The 21,135-nt window shown below is 36.0% G+C and carries 17 protein-coding genes; 13 read left to right on the top strand and 4 right to left on the bottom strand.

Annotation, left to right across the window (positions count from 1 at the left end):
* Positions 1-215 precede the first annotated feature (215 nt).
* On the top strand, positions 216-1,415 hold the full coding sequence (locus HNS40_RS13580) for a hybrid sensor histidine kinase/response regulator (protein ID WP_172281706.1): 1,200 nt from the start codon (positions 216-218) through the stop codon (positions 1,413-1,415).
* Here HNS40_RS13580 and ligA read toward each other — a convergent pair.
* A complete protein-coding gene (ligA, locus tag HNS40_RS13575; RefSeq protein WP_172281705.1) occupies positions 1,412-3,457 on the bottom strand; it encodes an NAD-dependent DNA ligase LigA in 2,046 nt (681 codons plus the stop codon). The genes HNS40_RS13580 and ligA overlap by 4 nt on opposite strands.
* Positions 3,458-3,611: 154 nt before the next feature.
* Here ligA and HNS40_RS13570 point away from each other — a divergent pair, with 154 nt between their 5' ends.
* From HNS40_RS13570 to HNS40_RS13520, 11 genes are all read left to right on the top strand, one after another.
* Positions 3,612-4,706, top strand: a complete 1,095-nt coding sequence (locus HNS40_RS13570; protein WP_172281704.1) for an AI-2E family transporter — start codon at positions 3,612-3,614, stop codon at positions 4,704-4,706.
* A 41-nt stretch (positions 4,707-4,747) separates the two neighbouring features.
* Positions 4,748-5,008 carry a YtxH domain-containing protein gene (locus HNS40_RS13565; protein WP_172281703.1) on the top strand — a complete coding sequence of 87 codons (261 nt, stop codon included), beginning with the start codon at positions 4,748-4,750 and terminating at the stop codon, positions 5,006-5,008.
* Positions 4,998-5,579: a hypothetical protein gene (locus tag HNS40_RS13560; protein WP_172281702.1), complete on the top strand. Its 582-nt coding sequence runs from the start codon at positions 4,998-5,000 to the stop codon at positions 5,577-5,579. Before HNS40_RS13565 ends, HNS40_RS13560 begins: the two co-directional genes overlap by 11 nt.
* On the top strand, positions 5,576-6,586 hold the full coding sequence (locus tag HNS40_RS23730; protein WP_172281701.1) for a radical SAM/SPASM domain-containing protein: 1,011 nt from the start codon (positions 5,576-5,578) through the stop codon (positions 6,584-6,586). The genes HNS40_RS13560 and HNS40_RS23730 overlap by 4 nt, the downstream gene beginning before the upstream one ends.
* 135 nt (positions 6,587-6,721) lie before the next feature.
* Positions 6,722-9,880 carry a S41 family peptidase gene (locus HNS40_RS13550; protein ID WP_172281699.1) on the top strand — a complete coding sequence of 1,053 codons (3,159 nt, stop codon included), beginning with the start codon at positions 6,722-6,724 and terminating at the stop codon, positions 9,878-9,880.
* Between the two features lie 143 nt (positions 9,881-10,023).
* Positions 10,024-11,238: an OmpP1/FadL family transporter gene (locus HNS40_RS13545; RefSeq protein WP_172281697.1), complete on the top strand. Its 1,215-nt coding sequence runs from the start codon at positions 10,024-10,026 to the stop codon at positions 11,236-11,238.
* A gap of 14 nt (positions 11,239-11,252) precedes the next feature.
* Positions 11,253-12,695 (top strand): G-D-S-L family lipolytic protein, encoded by a 1,443-nt coding sequence (locus HNS40_RS13540; RefSeq protein WP_172281695.1) that lies wholly within the window; start codon positions 11,253-11,255, stop codon positions 12,693-12,695.
* Between the two features lie 169 nt (positions 12,696-12,864).
* Positions 12,865-13,818 (top strand): glycosyltransferase family 2 protein, encoded by a 954-nt coding sequence (locus HNS40_RS13535; RefSeq protein WP_172281693.1) that lies wholly within the window; start codon positions 12,865-12,867, stop codon positions 13,816-13,818.
* 7 nt (positions 13,819-13,825) lie between these two features.
* Positions 13,826-15,040 carry a glycosyltransferase family 2 protein gene (locus HNS40_RS13530; RefSeq protein WP_216663628.1) on the top strand — a complete coding sequence of 405 codons (1,215 nt, stop codon included), beginning with the start codon at positions 13,826-13,828 and terminating at the stop codon, positions 15,038-15,040.
* 1 nt (position 15,041) lies between these two features.
* A complete protein-coding gene (locus HNS40_RS13525; protein ID WP_172281691.1) occupies positions 15,042-16,250 on the top strand; it encodes a glycosyltransferase in 1,209 nt (402 codons plus the stop codon).
* Between the two features lie 11 nt (positions 16,251-16,261).
* Complete coding sequence (locus HNS40_RS13520; RefSeq protein ID WP_172281689.1) at positions 16,262-16,879, top strand: DapH/DapD/GlmU-related protein; 618 nt, start codon at positions 16,262-16,264, stop codon at positions 16,877-16,879.
* Positions 16,880-16,970: 91 nt separating this feature from the next.
* On the opposite strand, the gene HNS40_RS13515 is transcribed toward HNS40_RS13520, so the two are convergent.
* The 3 genes from HNS40_RS13515 to HNS40_RS13505 all read right to left on the bottom strand — a co-directional run bounded on the left by HNS40_RS13515 (position 16,971) and on the right by HNS40_RS13505 (position 19,793).
* Entirely contained in the window at positions 16,971-17,567 is a 597-nt protein-coding gene (locus tag HNS40_RS13515) for an HD domain-containing protein (protein ID WP_172281687.1), read from the bottom strand.
* 56 nt (positions 17,568-17,623) lie between these two features.
* Entirely contained in the window at positions 17,624-18,463 is an 840-nt protein-coding gene (locus tag HNS40_RS13510) for a universal stress protein (protein ID WP_172281685.1), read from the bottom strand.
* 118 nt (positions 18,464-18,581) lie between these two features.
* The gene (locus HNS40_RS13505; protein ID WP_172281683.1) at positions 18,582-19,793 is read right to left on the bottom strand and encodes a serine hydrolase; all 1,212 of its coding nucleotides are present in this window, start codon (positions 19,791-19,793) and stop codon (positions 18,582-18,584) included.
* Between the two features lie 135 nt (positions 19,794-19,928).
* Between HNS40_RS13505 and HNS40_RS13500 the strand changes: the two genes are divergently transcribed.
* A complete protein-coding gene (locus HNS40_RS13500) occupies positions 19,929-21,098 on the top strand; it encodes a hypothetical protein (protein WP_172281681.1) in 1,170 nt (389 codons plus the stop codon).
* Positions 21,099-21,135: the final 37 nt, after the last annotated feature.

Here is a 21,135-nt window from a genome sequence, read left to right as displayed (position 1 = left end):
TAAAGAATCTTCAATAGAGTATTAACAAAGTTTTAAACACAGAAATAGGTTATATGGCTGATTTTATGCGCCTTACATATTTTTTAACATTTTTCACTATTCAACATCAACAAGCATAAGTGACTATTAGCCAATCCACAAATAGATTTAATTAGTACATTCTTAAATATAATTCAATCAAAATTATTAGTAAATTTGGACCAAAATAAAGGCAAATGTTCGAGAAAAAAATATCCATATACGTAGCTGAAGATGACCCATTATCTGGAAAGATGATGAACATCACCGTCAAAAGAATAGGTTTTGAAATGGTTGGTCTTGGAACCAATACCGATACCGTTATTAAGGAGGTTGGCGAATTAAGACCAGATATGGTACTCATGGATATAGATATGCCGGGTTCAACAGACGGTATCGGAGCTGCTGATATCATCACTCGAGACTATAACATCCCAGTGATATACGTTACAGCTAATTCGGAAGACTCTGTTTTTGACAGAGCCTTGAAAACCGCACCTTTTGGCTATGTATTAAAACCCGTAACCCGAGATACATTGAGAACCGTTGTCCAAATGGGCTATTCAAGGCATTTGGTTGATGTAGAATTGAAAGAAAAGCAAGAGGAACTGGCTCAATTAAATGACGCCTTGGAAGTTAAAGTTCAGGAGAGAACCAAGGAAATTGAAGATAAGAACAAGCAGTTAGAAAAGTCTCTATCGAGGGAAAAAGAGCTCAATGAGTTTCAAAGTAGAATCGTAACCACCATATCTCACGAGTTCAGAACCCCTATGACCACTATCATGAGTTCTGCTGAAATCATGGAAAGCCTGATCAATCGTGATAAACCTAAAGAGAAAGTATTTCGCCATACCAAGCTCATTAAAACAAGTGTTCATGAATTACTAGAGTTATTGAACGATGTCTTAATCATCGAAAAATTTGACTCAGGCCGCTATGAAGTAATGAAAGATGAATTTAGTCTCGATAGCTATTTTGAGGAATTAAAATTCAAACTAGAAATTGGAATTGGTAAGAATCACGCTATAGATCTTCAGGTACAAGAGAAAATGGATGATATCTCGACAGATAAAAAGCTATTCTCTCAGGTATTAAACAATATCCTCTCTAATGCCTTTAAATATTCCGAAAAAGAAACTACTGTTCATATTCATGCCCATGTAGCCAATGGATTATTCCACTTTAAAGTTACCGATGAAGGAATTGGAATGACTGAAGAAACGCTACAGATGATATTTGATTCATTCTACCGCGCTAGAAACGTGACCAATATAGAAGGTACAGGAATGGGCCTATCCATTCTTAAAAAATCGGTGGATTTACTGAAAGGAGAAATCAAAGTCAGTAGTACACCAAATATTGGAAGCACTTTTGAAGTTACTATTCCAATGAATTAAGAAATCATGGCATTAAATTCTTCTTCTGTGAGGATTTGAATCCCTAACTTTTCCGCTTTTGTTTTTTTGGCTGGCCCCATTTTATCACCAGCTAAAAGATAATTGGTCTTACCTGAAAGTGCTGAAACATTCTTTCCTCCAAATTCCTCTATAAGAGATTTGAGCTCATCACGGTTGCGAGAAAACACACCACTCACTACGAAAGACTTCCCGTCCAACTTATTATCACTCACCTCAAAAACCTCTTCAACTTGTTCCATCTGAAGACCTGCAAAATCCAGCCTACCAATTTCATACACATGTTCCTCGTTCTCGAAATACTTGACTAATGACTCCGCAATTTTCTTTCCAACCTCCTCTACTTTAAGCAACTCTTCCAAATCAGCTTTCATTAAAGCTTGCATACTTCCAAAATAATTGGCTAGCTTTTGAGCAGTGGTAGCTCCTACATATCGTATTCCTAGGGCAAATAAAACACGACTAAAAGGAACCTCTTTTGATTCTTCTATTCCCTTCAATATGTTGGTTACTGTTTTTTCTTTAAAGCTCAATCGTCTAGATTTACCATCCTCCGTTTCCATTACTTTTTCCAAACCAAATAAACTTTGATAGTTCAAATCATATAAATCGGCCACATTGGTCAATAGTCCTTTATCAAAAAGCAATTCTATCTTTCCTTCTCCCAAACTATCAATATTCATAGCTTTTCGACCAATAAAATGCTCTATCCTACCTTTAATTTGAGGAGGGCAGTGATCAATATTTGGGCAATAATGATGAGCTTCTCCTTCGTTTCTGGTCAATTCAGTATCACATTCTGGACAACGAGTAATATAATCAAATGGAGTAGCATTGGCAGGTCTGCTATCCAATTCTACACCTACAATCTTCGGAATAATCTCTCCTCCTTTTTCCACTTGAACCATATCCCCAATTCGTAAGCCCAATTGCTCAATGATATCAGCATTATGTAATGAAGCTCTTCTCACAATAGTGCCGGCTAAGGCTACGGGATCCAATTCCGCAACCGGAGTAATCGCTCCGGTTCTTCCCACTTGAAAAACAATATCAATCAATCTAGTTACACCTTGCTCTGCTTTGAATTTATATGAGATGGCCCAACGAGGGCTCTTTGCAGTAAAACCCAATTCTTCTTGCTGAGAATAATCATTTACCTTAATTACAATACCATCCACATCATAAGGAAGCTGATGTCTGGCTTCGTCCCACTCTTCGATAAATCCAAATACATCTTCTATATTGGAATATCTTCCCATCTTATCTGCTACGTTAAAACCCCAGCTTTTTATCAATGCGAGACTATCGTAATGAGTAGTCACATTTGGCAAATCTCCTAGCGCATAATAACAAAAACACTCCAAAGGACGCTTGGCCACCTGTCTACTGTCTTGCATTTTAATACTACCACTGGCCGCATTTCGAGGATTAGCAAAAGCCTCTTCTCCATTGGCTATTCGTTGCCTGTTAATCTTTTCAAATCCCGCATGAGGCATCACAATTTCTCCTCTTACCTCAAAATTTCTTGGGAAACCCTCCCCTTTCAATTTCAATGGAATAGAATGAAGAGTTTTAATATTGGCCGTCACCACATCTCCCTGAACCCCATCACCACGCGTCACGGCTTTTTCTAATTTACCATCTTCATACCAAAGAGAAATAGCTACGCCATCAAATTTCAATTCACAAACATATTCCACTTCTTCTTGGCCCAGCATCTTCTTCACTCGCTGATCAAATTCAGCCAACTCTTCCCTATTATAGGTATTCCCTAGGGAGAGCATAGGATATTGATGTTTTATTTGAACAAAATTCTTGGATATACTCCCTCCCACTCTCTGACTTGGACTATCCATCCTTAAAAGTTGAGGGTATTCTTTTTCTAATTTGATAAGCTCAACAAGCAGTTGATCATATTCCAAATCAGAAATCTCTTGTTTAGATTGATCATAGTATAATTGATTATGATGTTCTATTTCATAAGAAAGTTCTGATATTCTTTGCTTTGCTTGCTCTTGAGTCATTGAAAATATTTTGTGATTTACGCTGCCAAATATAATACCAAAATCTCTATTTTCACTCCCCATAATAAAGAAAACGGTATAAGGTTTCGTTAAATTCGGCTACTATCAGTATTATTTATAAATTAGCTTTCTTTTAATAAGAACAATTAATTCTATGAGCAAAATTACTCGTATCGTCGTTACTGTTGTTTTCACCCTACTCTTGGCACTATCTCTTTGGTATTTTAGTAGTTTAGTGACATCTTTAATTATTTCACTAGTATTATCACTCATTGGAAGACCATTAGTGAGAGCCCTAAGGAAAGTAAAAATCGGAAAACATCGAATATCAAATGCTTTAGCTGCGGTTATGACCCTAATCACACAAGTCGTTCTCATGGTTTCTATCATTCTCATTTTCATACCTATAGTAAGTTACCAAGCCACAGTAATCTCCAATATTGACAACAAAAGAGTATCCAATAATTTGAACAAAACCATACACAATATCGATAAGAGACTATTGGAATATGGTCTTATCCAACCCGACGAACAATTGGAGCTACTTATTGATGAAAAGATTACACAAATAGTAAATGTGGCCACTTTTTCTAATATCATCAAAAACCTATTGAGCTTTACGGGAAACTTTTTCATTGGATCCTTTTCTGTATTGTTTATGACTTTCTTCTTCCTAAAAGATGAAAATCTCTTCGTTAATATGGTTTTAGTTCTCACTCCCTCTCAACACTCTAAAAAGATAAAAAACATACTCCGAAAAACTAGAGAATTGCTAGCTCGATACTTCATTGGGTTAATGATAGAAATAGCGTCTATGATTACACTCCTCATCTTAGGACTTACCTTCCTAGGAGTTCCAAGCTCTGTGTTAATTGGATTTTTTGGAGGCACCATGAATGTCATCCCCTATTTAGGACCAGTGATTGGAGCATCAATAGGAACAGTATTAGGCGTTTTAGGCGAACTGGGTGCGGGTAATTACTTAGACTTTTATTTGGTAAGCGGAAAAGTAGTTTTGGTTTTCTTGGCCGCCAACTTAATAGACAATATTATTCTACAGCCACTCATCTATTCCAACTCAGTGAAGGCCCATCCTCTCGAAATCTTTATCGTAATTATGATGGCTGGTTCTTTAGGTGGTGCCATAGGAATGATTTTAGCCATCCCAACCTATACCGTGCTTCGTATTATTGCAGGTGAATTTTTAGGTGAATTTAGGCTGGTACAAAGCCTCACAAAAAAAATATAACTTATTTTGGTTTTCTGCGTATAAAAGTCAAAACCGAAGTTATGAGCGAAAATTCTTCAACAACAAAAGTATTACTAGCCCTATTGGCAGGAGCGGGAATTGGTGCAGCAATAGGAGCGGGAGCAGCTTTATTATTGACCCCAAACGATGGTAAAACCAATAGAAAAAAGCTAAAGAATAAAATCAATCAAATGTCTTCTGATTTTCATGAAACTGCCGAAAACATTATGGATGAAATAGAGGACGGGATTGAAGAATTGACCAAAAGTCAAACTGAAAAACCAGCTGAAGATGGACAATAATCCTGCTTTTAAAACTGCCGATTTAATGAAGAATTATGTGAATCTTAGGATTGACATTACTCTTCTTGCTATAAGTAATAAAATGAGTCATGCTGCGGGATACTTTGTATTCGCTATCATCATGGGTTTTTTAGCGTTATTTGTAAGTCTATTTTTATCTTTAAGCCTTTCTGAATGGTTAGCAGACGTTCTGAACATGCCCGGCATGGGAAACCTCATCGTCAGTCTTTTTTATATCATTCTTGGATTCATTCTCTTCATCTTTAAGAAGCCATTGATTTTAGATCCCATCCATAAGAATATAGGAGGCTTGGTAGATATGAGTGATTTAAATAGTGCCAGTGCTATTCAAGAAGATCTAGGCTTAGAAGGAACCCTAGAGCATCTAAAACAAAATTTAAGAGATACAGAATCCTCTTTCGATCAAAACATTGTAGACATTAAGGATTATTATTCTTTTGAGCAATTGAAAGATAGATTTATCACTTCCATAACATCAAATCCTCAGAATATCTTAAATGGCCTGCTAATTTTGCGAGAAATTATTGTTAATCGCAAAAGAAAGAAGTGAGAAAAAAAATAGCCTATTATTTTGGTTTTATAAGCGTATTAAGTTTTGCCAAAATTAAAAACTTAGCCGTCTTATATTCTAGCTATTATATTTCCCTATTAAAGAAAACCCCAATTCATAAAGGAGAACCCTGGAGTTTATCCCTAGAAACTGGCACTTTCTGCAACCTTTCCTGCTTGGAATGCCCATCCGGACAAAAACAATTTACTCGTCCAACAGGCACTATGAATTATGATGATTATAAATCCATCATCGAAAAGCAAAAGAAATATCTAATATGGCTTATCCTCTATTTTCAAGGCGAACCATATTTGAATAAGCAGTTTTTTAAAATGGTGGAATATGCTCATTCACAAAGAATATTCACCTCCACCTCTACCAATGGCCATTTCTTAAATCATGATAATGCCATAAAAACCGTAAATTCGGGATTAAACAGAATCATTATTTCATTGGATGGCCTCGACCAAGAAACCTACGAAAAATATAGAGTTGGCGGACAGTTTAAACAAGTTATCCAAGGCATAAAAAATCTAGTCCAAGCTAAAGAAGAACTCAAATCTGCCACTCCTTTTATCGTGCTTCAGTTTATTGTTTTTAAAACCAATGAGCATCAATTAAAGCTTCTTCAGCAATTCAAAGCTGATATAGATGCCGACAAAATTGAAATCAAAACCGCTCAAGTTTATTCAAAAGAAGATAAAAACCATTTGATTCCAAAGGATTCCAAACACAGAAGATACCAGCAAAATAAAGATGGAACATGGGCCATCAAGAAGAAACTACCCAATAAATGCAAAAGGATGTGGCGAGCTAGCGTTATCACCTGGGATGGACAAGTGGTACCCTGTTGCTTTGATAAAGATGCGGACCATCAAATGGGCAACCTATTAGAGGATTCTTTCCAAAACATCAAAAGCAATAAAAAATACACAAACTTCAGAAATCAAGTTTTTTCTAATCGTTCAACCATTGAAATTTGCAAAAATTGCTCGGAGGGATTATAAAATTACTATTTTTGAAGCTTCAAAATGAGATTTCCTGTAAAACCAAATATATCATGAAATAGCTTTGAGCTCATTTGATGATCATAAGCCGGAATAAGCCGCAAAAATCAATTCAAAAATTTAATCTTTCTTATCATGAAGAAATGGTCATTATTAGCATTACTTTTTATTACAACTTTTACCTTTGCCCAAAGCAGCTTACTTCGCTTTCCCGCTTTAGATCCCAGTGGCGAAAACATAGCGTTCACCTATCAAGGTGATATCTGGGTAATGAATTTAAAAAATGAAATCCCCGTCAGGATTAGTATCCACGAAGCCTACGACGCTTATCCAACATGGTCTCCTGATGGTAATCAAATTGCCTTCTCATCTAATAGATATGGCTCGGAGGATGTCTTCGTCATCAACAAAAATGGCTCCGGATTAAAACGTTTGACATTTCACCCTTCAAATGATAAAGTAAATTCTTGGGCTATAGCCGATAGAATTGTATTCGAGACTAGAAGAATTTCAGCTCAGGTAGAAAGAGATCAAGAAATATTCTATGTTTCACCAGAAGGAGGAAATCCAACAAAACTGATGGAAGCATTAGGAAGTAATGCTATTGAATCTCCAGATGGTAAACAAGTAGCTTTTGTAAGAGGTAGTTGCAGAATAGCTCGTCAGGCTTATCAAGGATCTGCTAACAGAGACATTTGGATTTTCAATAAAAAAGACAAGAGCTATACTCAAATCACCGCAGAGAACTATAATGAGTTTTATCCTATTTGGGAAAATGACGAAAGCTTATTCTACATCAGTAGCAACGGAGCTCAGATTTACCAACTCAACCACATTTTCCTTCCAACAATGAAAATAGAAACCAAAACTTCATTTAAAGACTTTGGTTTACGCTACTTCTCTTATGCACCAGAGAAAAAATTATTGGCATTGGAAAGCGGAAACCATATTTATCTGCAAGAAAGCAATTCCACTAAAGCCATGGCTTTAAATTTGAAAATGGATTTTGAAAACAGAAAAAACAATATTAAACACGAAACATTTACTGGCGAAGTAAATGCTTATCAAGTATCTCCAAATGGAAAATATTTAGCATCCAGTATCAAAGGAAATATCTTTATCACACAAGCCAAAGATAAAGACAACTTCACCAAAACATTAAGCAACGATTCATTTATTAATTCTGATCCTGTATGGTTAAATGATACTTGCTTACTATTTATCAGCAATAGAAATGGTGTAAATGAAGTTTTCTCTTTAGCATCCTCTGATGAAAAAGAAGTAAACTTATTTAAATCTTTGAAGCACGAAATTAAGAAAGTCATCTCAGCTGAGGAAGACATAAATAAACTCGTTCTATCTAATGAAAAGACCAAAGTAGCCTACCTTATCGGAGATGGCCAATTAGTTGTAGCCGACATCAATGAAAAGGGATCGACCAAAAACGAAATTACACTACTAGATACTTGGGCAGAGCCTTCAGGAGTTTGCTGGAGTCCTGACGATCAATACTTAGCTTATTCAAAATCTGACTTGGATTTTAATAGAGAAATTTACATTCACAAAGCTGACAACAGCATGGCCCCAGTAAATGTGAGTATGCACCCCAGAACAGATGCCAGTCCGTCTTGGAGTCCTGATGGTAAAAAGCTAGCCTTCTCCTCCATCAGAAACTATGGCAATTATGATATTTGGTATGTTTGGTTGCAAAAGAAAGACTATGAAAAAACCATGACAGAATGGAAATTAGAGGATTCTGAAGACGATGATAAGAAAAAAGACGAAGATAAAGTAGAAGTAAAAATAGATTTCGATCAAATTTATAATCGATTGTTTCAATTAACCTCTCTTCCTGGAAACGAAGGAAGCCCTATATTTTCTGAAGATAGTGATTTCATCTATTTCACCTCTAATAGCAATGAAGATGGCAAAACCGACCTTTACAAAATCCGTTGGGACAAAAAAGAAGTGAAAGCCATTACCCAAAAAGGGAAGGCTGGAAGAGGAATGCAATTAAGTCCAGATGGCAAATATCTTTATTTATTGAATAAAGGAGGAAAACCAGGGAGACTAAAACTCACAGGTGATAAGATGGAAAACATTCCTGTTAAAGCAGTTGTGGATGTAGATTTACAAGCCCAGAGAGCACAAGTTTTTGAACAAGGATGGAAAGCCATCAACCAAGGTTTCTACGACCCTAAATTCCACAGAAGAGATTGGAATCAAATAAAAGACATTTACCAATCCATAGCTTTAAGTGCTAGCACCGATGAGGATTTCAGAGAAATATTCAATTGGATGTTGGGTGAAATTAATGCCAGCCATATGGGCTTATATGGACCTAGAAGCAAAGAGAAAAAAGCGGAAAGTGCTGCTTTATTAGGTATAGAATTCAGCTCTAATAATAATGGAATTCAAATTGACAGAATCCTCAAAGGAAGCCCTGCAGATAAAGAAGAAAGCCAATTAATGCCAGGTGATATCATCACAGCCATCAACCAAGAAGAACTTTCTGAGGAATCTAATCTTTATGAAATACTTGCCAACAAAACCAACCAAGCCACTATTCTTAATGTAGATAGAGAGGGCAATGATAAAGAAATCGTCATCCGTCCAACATCAGACCTAAACACCGAGAAATATAATGATTGGGTAGAATTCAATAGAAATTTAGTGGACGAATTGTCCAATGGTGAATTAGGATATCTCCATATTAAAGCCATGGGTTGGCCCAGTTTCGAGCTTTTCGAAAGAGATTTAATGGCTGCAGGATATGGTAAAAAAGGTATATTAATTGATGTTAGATATAATGGTGGTGGATGGACTACAGACTACTTAATGGCTGTTTTAACGGTGAAACAACATGCTTACACAGTACCTAGAGGCGCTACAAAAGATCTAGAAAAAGAGCATAAAAACTTCAGAGAGCATTATGCATTTGGTGAAAGACTTCCTTTTGCCAGCTGGACTAAGCCAAGTATTGCATTATGTAATCAGAACTCGTATTCCAATGCAGAAATCTTTTCACATGCCTATAAAAGCAATAACCTTGGTACTTTAGTTGGAACACCAACATTTGGTGCAGTTATCTCAACTGGAGGTAAAGGCTTAATTGATGGTGGCTATATCAGATTGCCATTTAGGGGATGGTATGTAAAAGAAAGTGATGCCAATATGGAGTTGGTTCCTGCTACTCCAGATATCATCGTTGATATAAAACCCGATTCGCGAGCGAATGGGAAAGACGAGCAATTGGAGAAAGCTGTAGAAATTCTTTTGGAGCAGATTCAATAGAAATCTAAGTCATAAATAATAATAATAATAAGGGTGTTGCAGTTAAATGTAACACCCTTTTTATTTTTAACTAATTACTAAGAAATCACAATTTCACGCTGAAATTTAGAATGTTACCTTTGCAGTAACAAATACATCAATTTATGAGAAATATAATAATCATCAGTATCTTTCTGATAGGAATGAGTATATCTTTATTCGCAGGAGGATATCAAGTTCGATTGCAAGGACAAAAACAAACAGGAATGGGCCTGATTGGAACTTCAACAAATTTTGGAGCCAGTAGTATTTTCTATAATCCTGGAGCCCTGTCCATGATGAAAACAGAATACAGCTTCCAAGTAGGCGCCAATTTCATCAATAGTAATGTGATTTATCAATCTACCACCTCTAGCTACACCGCGGAAACCGATAATCCCTTAAGCACTCCAGCTTACCTTTATGGTGCTGCAAAATTAAGCGACAAATTAACTCTAGGAGTTGGATTTTACACCCCTTATGGATCCTCAGCCAAATGGGATAAAGATTGGGCAGGTAAAAACTTAATCCAAGAAATCTCTTTACAAGCTTTCTATATTCAACCAACCCTTTCTTATAAAATCAACGATAAGCTTGGTATTGGAGCGGGATTGGTCTTAGTACAAGGAAATGTAGATCTGCAAAAAGCTTTACCCTATAGCGAACAGTCATATACAAGATTAAAAGGTAGTGATTTTGGTGCCGGTTTTAATATTGGAGTCTATTATCATGCCACTCAAAAATTGAATATCGGTATCGCCTACCGCAGTCAAATTACCATGAAAGTGGATGGAGGAACAGCCATTTTCCGTATTCCAGAGAGCCTAGAATCCATAGTGGCTCCCAATAATAAATTTAGTGCAGAACTTCCTCTGCCAGCTAATTTAGACTTTGGAATCAGTTATCAAGTGACAGAGAAATTTTTGGCAGCCTTGGAAATAAACTATGTATTTTGGGGAAGCTATAAAGAACTTAGCTTCACATTTGAAGAAGATGGAGATATACTTAACAATATCAACACTAGAGAATACTCTAATACTTTGATTCCTAGATTGGGTCTAGAATATAAACTTAACAACATGTTTATTTTTAGAGCTGGTGGATATTTCGACCCTACTCCTACCAACGAAAAATATTTTACTCCAGAAACCGTAAGCCTCGATACTTGGGCCTATACTTTTGGCCTCAGCATCATGGCCTATAAGAACCTTAGTGTCGATTTAACTTACCTAGGAACTCATGGAAAAGAAAGCGTAAAAATGTATGAGCCCGATAATTTTGAAGGCAGATACAAAACAGCAGCTTCCATATTTGGTATTGGAATCAATTATAACTTTTAAGGAAAGGAATGAAGATGAAAAATAAATATATATTCTTGGCTGCAATAGCCTTAGGCCTATTGTCTTGTAAGCCAGAAATTAACGATGGATTTGAACCCAGTGCCGGAAAAGCAGACTTTTCAAATTATGTGGCACTAGGAAATTCACTAACGGCAGGTTATGCCGATGGCGCTTTATACCGCAGAGCACAAGAGCAATCGTGGACTAATTTATTGGCTACTCAATTTAAAGAAGTTGGTGGTGGAGAATTTGTTCAACCAGCTGTTATGAGTGAACAAGGTATTTTACCGGGGAAACTCAAATTAGCAGTGGTAAATGGAAGTCTAGCTCCAGTTCCTGCCGAAGATGGTGACTTAGAAGCTTTCTTTCCACCCTTAAATTATACAGTTAATAACCTTGGTGTTCCAGGTGCTAAAGTGAGTCATCTCTTAGCCCCAGGTTATGGAAACATAGAGAATTTAGCAGCTGGCTTAGCTAATCCTTATTATATCCGTTTTGCCACAACACCAAATACCACTGTTATTGAACAAGCTCTCGCAATGAACCCCACTTTCTTTTCTTTATGGATAGGAAATAATGATGTTCTAGGGTATGCCAGCTCTGGTGGAGCCGGTGATTTTATCACTCCTCTTGCAGACTTCACTAATTATTATGGTGCTTTAGCCCAAACCTTAGCTTCAACAGGAGCTAAAGGTGTTTTAGCTAATATTCCAGAAATAACTAGTGCAGCCTATTTTAATACCGTCCCCAATAATGCCTTGGAAATTGATGCAACTACTGCTGCCCAAATGAATCTAGGATTGAGTTTTATCGAGGGGCAAATGAACGCTATCCTCTCACAGGCTGGCTTACCTGAATTTTCCTATAATATCGAATTTAAACCTGGAGCCAACCTCTTTCTTATCGAAGACAATAACTTTATATACGGAGACCTCCTTGATGCTATTGCTGATACAACTACTGACCCACTTAACAAGCTATTGATGCAAAGAGTTCAGTTCAGACAAATGACTGCCAGTGAACTTTTAACATTAAGAACACCACAAGATAGTTTAGCCATGGGAATGGGAAGCTTCATGGCTGTTGATGGAATTGCTCTACCTTTGCCTTTCGGCATTCCAAATAAATATGTTTTAGATGCTGATGAAATGCATTTGGTAGCCACAACAATAAATTCCTACAACACAGTAATTAAAAACACAGCCGAACAATACGATTGGGCCTTGGTAGATGTTAACAGTATTTTTAATGAAGTTAAAGATGGAATTACTGTTGATGGAATCAACCTAAATGCTGATTTTGTATCAGGTGGTGTATTCAGCTTAGATGGAATTCACCTTTCCCCTCGTGGGAATGCCATGGTCAGCAATTACTTTATACAGGCCATCAATAAAAAGTATAATTCAGCCATTTCCACTGTAAATATTTCAGCGTATAATGGCGTTGAATTTCCTTAAAATGAATTTTAACAAAGAATAATGAAGCGGCTTACGGCCGCTTTTTTTGATCCAACTCATTTCATGATATCAATTTTATTTTGTCCAAATTCTGAAATATTTAAACAAAACTTTGATTTGGCTCTAATTTTTACTATTTTTATAATTAGAAACAATTAAATCTAATCTAATGGAGAATTCGAACAATTCACAAAATAACCTTCCTCTTGTAAGCATTGTTTCTGTGCAATATGGTCATGCAGACGTGACTATTGAAATGGTTAAATCATTGAGAAAAATCACCTATCCCAATATAGAAATCATCATTGTTGACAATGCAAGCCCCGACGAAAATCCGAAACAAGTAAAAGAAGAATGCCCTGAAATTATCTATATTGAAAGTAAAGAAAATTTGGGCTTTGCTGGCGGAAATAATTTAGGAATCAATGTGGCTAAAGGGAAGTATATTTTGATGCTAAATAATGATACAGAAGTGGAACCAGACTTCTTAGAACCATTAGTAGCCAAAATGGAGAGCGATCCAAGTATTGGAATTGTTGGTCCAAAAATTAGATTTTTCCATTCACCCGACACCTTGCAGTATGTGGGATACGAACCTATTAACCCCATCACACAACGGGGAGGAGCTAAAGGTTTTGGAGAAAAGGATGTAGGACAATATGAAGAGGATTGTGAAGCTAGCTATGGACATGGCGCCGCAATGATGGTATCCATGGAAGCCATAAATAAAGTTGGACTGATGGCTGATATCTTTTTCCTCTATTATGAAGAACTGGATTGGGCACATAGAATCAAAGACGCTGGATATAAAATATATTACGTTCATAATTCATTAATATATCACAAGGAATCTATTTCTACTGGAGGAAGAGTGAGCCCTTTACGAGCTTATTATATGACTCGAAATAGAATTCTATATTTAAGACGAAATTTTTCTGGTATGACTTATTTTTTAGCTATCTTGTACCAGCTTTTCGTGGCAGTACCAAAAAACTCGTTGATGATTGCTATCAAAGGAAATCCGAAATATATTAGAGCCTATAATAAGGGGGTATTATGGCATCTAGCACACCTATTTGATAAGAAAATAAAACTAAGCCCTCGCTTAGAAGAATCAAAATAATACGGCTATGGACATTATCTTAACAATATTAAACATCATCCAATGGGTATTTTTCGTCTATCTACTCATCACAACCTTGTATATCTTCATCTTTGCTTTGGCAGGTTTATTTAAATATAAAAAACCCAAACCCATTGATGATAAAAAGCGTAAATATGCTGTTATGATTCCTGGTTATAAAGAGGATGAAGTTATTGTAGAAGTTTGTGAGGATGCGCTACATCAAGATTATCCTAAAGAATTATACGATGTAATAGCTATTTGTGATTCCTATCAACCAGAAACCATTGTTGCCTTAAAAAAGCTACCCATCAAAGTGATCGAAGTATCTTTCGATAAAAGCACAAAGTCAAAAGCTCTGAACAAAACCATGGAAGTTTTAGGCGACGACTACGATGTGGCTTTAATTCTAGATGCCGACAACCTTATGGAAGAAGATTTCATTACTAAAATGGATGAAGCTTTCAGAGCTGGATTTAAAGCAGTACAAGGACATAGAGTTGCAAAGAATACAGATTCGAACTTCGCCATTCTCGATGCCGTAAGTGAGGATATAAATAACCACATCTTTAGAAAAGGCTCCAGAATCATGGGCGTTTCCAGTGCCATCATCGGTTCTGGAATGGCTTTTGAATACACCTTTTTTAAGAAGATGATGAGTGAAGTACATGCCATTGGTGGTTTTGATAAAGAAATAGATTTAAAGATGTGTAGAGACGGCATTACCATTGAATATATAGAAGATGCCTATTGCTATGATGAGAAAGTGCAAAAAGCCGAAGTTTTTCAAAACCAAAGAAGAAGGTGGCTTAGCGCTCAAATCGTTTACTTCAAAAGATTTTTCTTTAAATCTTTCTTGGCATTAATCACTAAAGGAAACATAGACTTCTTTAATAAGGCCTTTCATACTTTCTTGCCTCCCCGTATTCTCTTATTAGGATTCATGGGAATAATATTCTTCATCTCTCTGTTTTTCTACCCCCACCCAATGGCCATACTTTGGATCAAACTATTTGCTTTGGTATTTATCACTTTTGTGATTTCTGTACCTAGGAAATTCTATAATAAACAAACTTTAAAAGCGATTATTTCACTACCAAAAGGATTTTTCCTCATGTTTTTATCATTATTGAAAGTTAGAGGAGCCAACCAAAAATTCTTACATACTAAGCATACGAGTACCGGAACAAATATTAAAAATATTAAGAACCAAAAAAAATAAAATGATTGGACGAGACATTATTGTCATAGGGATTCAACCTTGGGACATTGAAATCGGTAGCAATTGTAAAAATATTGCTGAGGAAATGTCAAAGTACAACCGAGTACTTTATGTAAATTCTCCTTTAGACAGAAACACGAAAAAAAACAAAGCCTCGGATGAAAGAACTCAAAAAAGAATCCGAATTTGTGAAGGAAAAGAAGATAATCTAGTACAACTTTCTACCAACATGTGGAACTTATATCCACACCGTATGATAGAATCCATCAATTGGCTTCCTGATGGCAAACTTTACGACTTTATCAATAAAAGGAACAATAGAAAATTTGCTGCAGATATTCAAGAAGCTATAGACCATCTTGGATTTAAAGACTTTATCATCTTTAATGATAGCAACATGTTTACAGGCTTACATCAAAAAGAGCTTTTGAAGCCCAAAACCTACGTTTATTATATGCGGGATTACCTCACCAAGAATCCCTATTGGAGGAAGCATGGTTTAAGGATTGAGCCTAAATTGGTTGAAAAAGCGGATGTGGTTGTGAACAACTCTACCCTCTATGCAGAATATGGCCGCCAGTTTAACAAGCATAGTTATATGGTTGGACAAGGCTGCGACGTGAGTCTTTTTAGAGATGCAGATGGAAGTATTCCTATTCCTGAGGATATGAAAGAATTTAAAAGTCCTGTAATAGGATATGTTGGTTTCTTATCGAGTAGAAGATTAGATATTGATTTATTAGTCTTTATGGCCAAAAAAAGGCCAAAGTGGAGTATCGTTTTAGTAGGGCCGGAAGATGAGAAATTTGAAGCTTCAGAATTACATAAATTAGAGAATGTGCATTTCTTGGGAAGCCGCGATAGTAGCCAGCTTCCATCCTATATTAAAGCTTTTGATATAGCCATGAACCCTCAGTTGATTAATGATGCTACCATTGGAAACTACCCTAGAAAAATAGATGAATATTTGGCCATGGGAAAACCAACCATTGGCTCCGCAACTAAAGCCATGGATTATTTTAAAGACCATACCTATTTGGCTTCTACTCATGAAGAATGGGTCGCCGTCATTGACAAAGCCTTAAATGAGGATTCTAAAGAACTACAAAAGGAGCGCATATCTTGTGGCACAAGTCACTCTTGGGAAAATAATGTAAAAGAGATATTCAAATATGTAACTGCTTTTGAAAATGGCTGGAAAGACCTTTAAATGATAAGACTATGGGACTAAAAGAAAAACTAAAATCTGACCCCAGATTAAAAAGATTGGTGATGTGGATGATTCATCCTCCTCGTCGTCCTCGGCCTAGGTTGTGGATTCGATTATTTGTGAATCCTTTCTTTCATAAAAAAGGCAAACATGCCTTAATCAGAAGACGACAATCAAGAATCGATGTGATGCCTTATAATAAGTTTGATGTTGGAGCCTACTCTACGGTGGAAAGCTTTACCACTGTCAATAACGGGTCAGGAGATGTGATTATTGGTGATAGATGCCGAGTTGGTATTGGAACAGTTATCATTGGACCTGTCACCATGAAAAGTGGCTCTGGAACTGGTCAACATGTTTTTATGGCTGGCTTTAATCATGGCTATAAAGATGGGACCCAAAACTCTTCAACTCAAGATTTAGATGTGAGAGGAATCACCATTGAAGAGGATGCTCATATTGGAGCCAATTCAGTGATTGTAGCAGGAGTTACCATTGGTAAAAGATGTCAGGTGGGCGCAGGCAGTGTGGTTACTAAAGATATTCCACCATACAGTGTTGCTGTAGGAAACCCAGCAAGAGTGATTAAGAAATTTAATCATGAAACTAATGAATGGGAAAAAGCTTAAACCTTTTCATACCCATTTTTACATATATATTGAATACTGCTGCTTTAAGCAATATTTATAGGCTAGTGCACAGGGCGAGAATAGTAGAACACTACTCTAAATTTTTCTTGCAAATATTTTTCAATTGCTCTAAATTATCTAACTTCCCAGCATCCCTAAGTTCTCGTGCTTCTCTTGAAAAATACTGATGTGACTTTAGAAATCCTTTTTCGAAGCCTATCCATTCATCAAAAGCAATATCTTTAACTCCTAACCTCCTCCATTCTAATTGCAACTTGGAAGCCAAAATAAAGAAATCATCACGACCTAAATAATCTAAATCAGCATCACATAAAAACTCCTCTAAAACAGTTTTTGGTGATTGTGGCAATTTAGTAGCTTGAATCATATTAGCCACCATTTCGACATCTTCAGAAGAATAACCAAACCCAGGCAATACTTTTCTTACTATCTCTATACTCCTATCTTCATGGCCATCAAAAACATCTATCAATCCCACATCGTGGTATAATGCTGCTGTTTTCAACAAGGTTAATTCATGCTCCGCTAAGCCATGCATTTTACCATAATTAACCGCTGCTTGAACAACGTCTAAGGTATGGGCTAAATCGTGATATAAAAAATCCTTACTGAGATCTGAACCCAATTCATTGAGTATATATTGCTTGGCGCGAGAGAAATCTATCATATAGAAAAAAGGGGCCGAATAAAACGCCCCCTATATTTTTTATTTAAATATTAACCTTAGTACTGTACTATCTTTTCCCAGTTAAATTTTCTAGGATTGATACACATGGTTGGAATTTGAGAGGTATTGAAAATCATATCTTCATCATAAGAACCTAAAAGATAATTAGTCCAATTAGTATCAGGATTAGTCATAATCATGATTAAATCTGAGTTGATAGAAGTAGCATAATCAATTACTTTCTGTGAGAAATCGCCACTCTTAGGAGCCACATTCACTGAATATTTCACACCTTCTTCTTCAAAATGCTTTGTCATGGTCTGCACAGCAGCTTCTATGGCTTCACCTTCTATTTGATAAATTTCAATGGAAGCTTTAAATTCTTTAGCAATAAACGTGGCCCATTTTGTTTTCTCCCATGGTCCGGCATCGCTGGTAATTGGTAGAACAATTTTACTAAATCCTTTTTCGAATTTACGTTTTTGAACCACAACTACAGGGACAGGAGAGCTGGTAATCACTTTTAAAGCAAAACTACCGGTCAACTTCTGAATACCTACTTTACCATGAGTTCCTAAATAAACAAGGTTGGCTCCAATTTCTCTGGCAACATCAGCAATGGTGGTAAAAATATCGCCTTCTTTAGTTAAAAAGCTTACTGTAACACCAAATTTCGCATTCAATTCATTGGCAATAGCTTGCATTCTAATATCAATGCTTTCAGCTTGTAAATTCTCTTGCTTTAAAAATGCTTTGGTATTTTTATCGATAACATGAAGTAATCTTACTTCATAATTAATAGAAGCGGCGGCTTCAGCAGCCTGATTACTTGCATTATCTGTAGCTTCTGAAAAATCTACTGGTACCAGAATAATATTATTCATCTTATCTTCCATAGGTAGCTTATTTATTGTATTTCAATTTGATTCGTTTATTGGAAACAAAGATAAAAATAAAATATTGTCTATAAAGGAATATGAAAAAAAACTATGAAGAGAATTATTCCAAATGATATTATATATCTAATGCCTGCAGTCTTTTAGGCTCAATGGGGTCGATTTCATCGGGTTGAAGATCGAATTTGGAGAGCTCTGAGATGGAAAGATTAATCAAATCATTTCGAATAGATGAAATGGAAGCGGTTGTATTATTCAACAGCACAACTGTGATATCATGGTCTATTTCACGAGTTAAAGTAGTGGAAAAGCCATGCCATAAACCATTATGGTATATCAGGTTACGTCCATTATCATTTTTAAATCGCCATCCATAGCCGTAATTGAAGGATCGAGAATATCTTGAATTGGTTTTACCTTTAGTATAAGCCTCCTCTAGAGTTTCTGATTTTACCAATTGGCCATCATTTAATGCGCGTTGATAATTAAACAAATCTACCACATTTGAATAAACCGATTTATCGCCCAAAACCATATCGTTAGGTTCAAAATCATAACGATAAAGCCTCCTCCCCTTTCTATTATAGCCCATTACTCTATTTCCTAGGGTATCCATAATATCATGGCTATAAGTAAAAGTATGATTCATCTTTGCTGGTTTAAAAACCTCTTCGGCTAAAAATTCATTAAAATCTTGCCCACTCACACGCTCAACTAAAAGGGCTAAAATGGCATATCCTGTATTAGAATAAATAAACTTCCTACCTGGCCGATTATTCAAAGGAAGGTCATGCTTAATCAAAAGGTTTAAAATATCCTCATTACTAATTAAGCTATCATTATCCCAATAATTATCTACCAAATACATATAATTCTGAAGTCCTGCAGTATGTTGCAAAAGCTGCTTCACAGTAATATCTTCATAAGGAAATTCAGGTATAAATTTTGTTACTGTATCTTGAAAAGAAAGCTTCCCTTGGTCTTTAAGTAGCATAACAGCGGTTGCTGTAAATGACTTGCTCACCGATGCCAACTGAAAGCTAGATGCTACCTCTATCTTATCCTTGGTTCTATAATTACTATATCCATTGGCGTAGGTCATCAATATCTGACCTTTATAAGCGACCAAAGCAGTTCCTCTAAAACCATTTATTTCCAACCTCCTATGCAGCACACTGTCAACATGATGAAGCTCTTCTCTATTTAGGTATTGAGGTTCTTTTTCAATGTATTCGGGAGCTAACTCTACAGCCTCGGTGGTCCCTATCCCAATAGGAAAGGCGATAAATAAAAATGTAACAATATAAAATATAAACTTAGTAAACCCCATTAAATACTACTTTCTCCAAAGTTAACGCATGTTGTGCCGACAAAAGTATACAAAAATACAAGTTTTCAACATCAATTTTTTAATTACCTATCAACAGTATTTCTTATATTTGTCAAAGTATTTAGCTATCAAACGATGAGTGAAGAAAACAAATTAGCATTCCCACAAAAGATTGACATTGATTCTTTTCCTAAAGAACAAAAGAAAAAGCGACGCAGAAAAAAATCTGGCATCAGATATAAAATAAGGAAAAAGTATAAAAATTGGCAAGAAGAACGTGAATGGAAAAAATCACAAAAGAGTAAATACAAACCTAGCTTGGGAGAGAAAACACTCATTTTCCTATTGGCTCCAATTGCTGATTTCATGGACGACATCAGAAGGGAAAGAAAAATCAAAGAATCTCTCCATAAAGAAAAGAGGCCCAATTTCTTTGTGAGATTATACCTTATGTATAAAGAAAACCAAGAGGAGGCCAAGGAAAGCAAATTCTTAAGTAGAAAGATTAGAAAATCGTTAAGCTTCGATTTAGATCAAGACAAAAGAGTTTTCAGCTTTAAGGATGAATATTTACATATGAAGGACACTTGGAAAATCCTACCATGGAACAAAAGTCGTGAATTAGAGAACATGTTTGCTTCCACTTTCACCATCCTTCTGGCATTTAGCCTTAACTACCTATTAATTCAAGGAGCTAAATATGGTATTGCTCGATTTTTTCATATTCCAGCGCTTTGGCAAGATGGCAGAATCATATTCAATATCCCTGACCCATCGCCACTATGGACCTATTCCAGTGTGATGAGTGTTTATATTATTGGACCTTTTTTAGTTTTTGTAGTTGCTATGGTATTTAATAGCTTGCACAATAAAACCAAAGATAAAAGCTCCTTTAAAGCCTTATTATATTTATGGCTTAACTTAACAGCTTTCATTCTTTTCTTTGGAACATTTGTTGCCGGAATATTTACGGACAGGGGATTTGGCTACGTACTGGGATGGCTCTACATACCTAAATACATTGAAATTCCTTTAGGAATATTTTCGGTATTTATGATATGGATGATTGGTTTCTCAGCTGGAAAAAAGTTAATTGCATTCGCTCCTCAAAGAGCTTTCTATACGAGTGTTCTTCCCCAGTTTTTTATCAAAATACTGTATATATACATCCCTGTAATTCTCAGCATCTCTATTTTATTATTAATAGGATTTAATAATAGGGACTTCACCATACAATTAGTCTATATATCATTTATAGGAATGCTCACCCCTACCCTTAGGTTTATACCTGAAAGAATGGAATAATTATGAATATGAAAACGATCTGTATCATTTTACTAAC

The organism is Lentimicrobium sp. S6 (assembly GCF_013166635.1).
Lineage (GTDB): Bacteria > Bacteroidota > Bacteroidia > Bacteroidales > UBA12170 > UBA12170.
Note: the sequence above shows the minus strand (reverse complement) of the source record. Positions and strands in the feature narration are given on the sequence as shown.

Coding starts and splice junctions, on each gene's coding strand:
- HNS40_RS13570 (WP_172281704.1), top strand. CDS start 3,612: ATGAGCAAAATTACTCGTATCGTCGTTACTGTTGTTTTCACCCTACTC.
- HNS40_RS13505 (WP_172281683.1), bottom strand. CDS start 19,793: ATGGGGTTTACTAAGTTTATATTTTATATTGTTACATTTTTATTTATC.
- HNS40_RS13525 (WP_172281691.1), top strand. CDS start 15,042: ATGATTGGACGAGACATTATTGTCATAGGGATTCAACCTTGGGACATT.
- HNS40_RS13520 (WP_172281689.1), top strand. CDS start 16,262: ATGGGACTAAAAGAAAAACTAAAATCTGACCCCAGATTAAAAAGATTG.
- HNS40_RS13535 (WP_172281693.1), top strand. CDS start 12,865: ATGGAGAATTCGAACAATTCACAAAATAACCTTCCTCTTGTAAGCATT.
- HNS40_RS13580 (WP_172281706.1), top strand. CDS start 216: ATGTTCGAGAAAAAAATATCCATATACGTAGCTGAAGATGACCCATTA.
- HNS40_RS13550 (WP_172281699.1), top strand. CDS start 6,722: ATGAAGAAATGGTCATTATTAGCATTACTTTTTATTACAACTTTTACC.
- HNS40_RS13500 (WP_172281681.1), top strand. CDS start 19,929: ATGAGTGAAGAAAACAAATTAGCATTCCCACAAAAGATTGACATTGAT.
- HNS40_RS13560 (WP_172281702.1), top strand. CDS start 4,998: ATGGACAATAATCCTGCTTTTAAAACTGCCGATTTAATGAAGAATTAT.
- HNS40_RS13515 (WP_172281687.1), bottom strand. CDS start 17,567: ATGATAGATTTCTCTCGCGCCAAGCAATATATACTCAATGAATTGGGT.
- HNS40_RS13530 (WP_216663628.1), top strand. CDS start 13,826: ATGGACATTATCTTAACAATATTAAACATCATCCAATGGGTATTTTTC.
- HNS40_RS13565 (WP_172281703.1), top strand. CDS start 4,748: ATGAGCGAAAATTCTTCAACAACAAAAGTATTACTAGCCCTATTGGCA.
- ligA (WP_172281705.1), bottom strand. CDS start 3,457: ATGACTCAAGAGCAAGCAAAGCAAAGAATATCAGAACTTTCTTATGAA.
- HNS40_RS13545 (WP_172281697.1), top strand. CDS start 10,024: ATGAGAAATATAATAATCATCAGTATCTTTCTGATAGGAATGAGTATA.
- HNS40_RS13510 (WP_172281685.1), bottom strand. CDS start 18,463: ATGGAAGATAAGATGAATAATATTATTCTGGTACCAGTAGATTTTTCA.
- HNS40_RS13540 (WP_172281695.1), top strand. CDS start 11,253: ATGAAAAATAAATATATATTCTTGGCTGCAATAGCCTTAGGCCTATTG.